The organism is Paraburkholderia bannensis NBRC 103871, from assembly GCF_000685015.1.
GTDB classification, from domain to species: domain Bacteria; phylum Pseudomonadota; class Gammaproteobacteria; order Burkholderiales; family Burkholderiaceae; genus Paraburkholderia; species Paraburkholderia bannensis.
This window is the reverse complement of the sequence record NZ_BAYA01000090.1, coordinates 1-1,344: the sequence shown is the minus strand read 5'-3', so window position 1 is coordinate 1,344 and position 1,344 is coordinate 1. Positions and strand designations below refer to the sequence as shown.

Annotated in this window: 1 protein-coding gene; it reads left to right on the top strand. The window is 61.4% G+C overall.

From position 1 onward, the window contains the following. The first annotated feature begins 93 nt into the window (after positions 1-93). Complete coding sequence (locus tag BBA01S_RS39415) at positions 94-1,200, top strand: IS5 family transposase (protein ID WP_027821164.1); 1,107 nt, start codon at positions 94-96, stop codon at positions 1,198-1,200. Positions 1,201-1,344 lie beyond the last annotated feature (144 nt).

The following is a 1,344-nucleotide window of genomic DNA, read 5'->3' as shown; positions in this document are numbered from 1 at the left end:
CTAGCAGGCTGTTGAAATAGCTCCCGCCGCCGTCATCGGCGCGGGGGCGGTAAACGTTGAAGCAAGGGAACGGACAATACTGAGACCGAAACGATGCGCGGAGCGGACGGCTACACCGAGGCGATGTTCACAATGGCGAAGCTGGATGACTTCGTGCCTGCTAACCACCCCCTGCGCCCGATTCGTATCTGGCTGAACGACGCGCTCAAGCGTATGGACCCGTTGTTCGCACGCATGTACGAGAGTGACGCGAAGGGCGGCCGCCCGAGCATCGCCCCAGAGAAGCTGATTCGCGCGTTGCTGTTGCAGGTGCTGTATTCGATTCGAAGCGAACGCATGCTGATGGAGCAAATCTCCTACAACATGCTGTTTCGGTGGTTTGTCGGCCTTTCGATGGACGATGTGGTGTGGGATCACTCGACCTTCAGCAAGAACAGAGACCGGTTGCTCGAGCACGACGTCATCGTGGCGCTGTTCAACGAGACGGTTGAGGCGGCGCATGCGCGCGGTTATCTGTCGGGCGAGCATTTCAGCGTGGACGGCACGCTGATTCAGGCGTGGGCTGGGCACAAGAGCTTCGTGCGCAAGAACAAGTCGGATGACGATGCGCCGCCCGATGGCGGTACGCACGAGCGCGAGAACTGGCACGGCGAGAAGCGTAGCAACGAGACGCACGAATCGAGCACGGACAGTCAGGCGAAGCTGTTTCGCAAGAGCCGGCGCACCGGTGCGCTGCTTTGCTACATCGGACACCTGCTCACGGATAACCGACATGGCTTGGTAGTGAACGCGCAGGTGACGCAGGCCAGCGGTACGGCCGAACGCGACGCTGCGGCTCAAATGCTCGCGGACGCCGCGCAGGTTGCCAGCGCCCCCATTACTGTGGGGGCCGACAAGAACTACGACACGGCGGGCTTCGTGGCGAGTTGCCGCGCCAATCGTGTAACGCCGCACGTAGCGCAAAACGACGGGCGCGCGGGTGGCTCGGCGATTGACGCTCGCACGACGCGCTGGGCCGGCTACGCCATCAGCCAGCGCAAACGCAAATGCATCGAGCAGGTCTTTGGCTGGGGCAAGACGGTCGGGCGGATTCGTCAGACTGTGTATCGCGGCCGGGAACGGGTCGAGCAGTTGTTTCTGCTCACTCAGGCGGCCTACAACCTCACGCGTATGCGTACGCTCGCGGGCAAAGCGGCGTAGAGGCGAAAATCAGCGAGGAGACGGCATTGGTTCCACCTGATTTGAGCGTGCTCGGCATCAAATCGACTCGGACCAACCCGATACGGCGACTCTTCGAAAAGAACTGCCTCGCATCAGCGAGGTGTATTTCAACAGCCTGCTAGA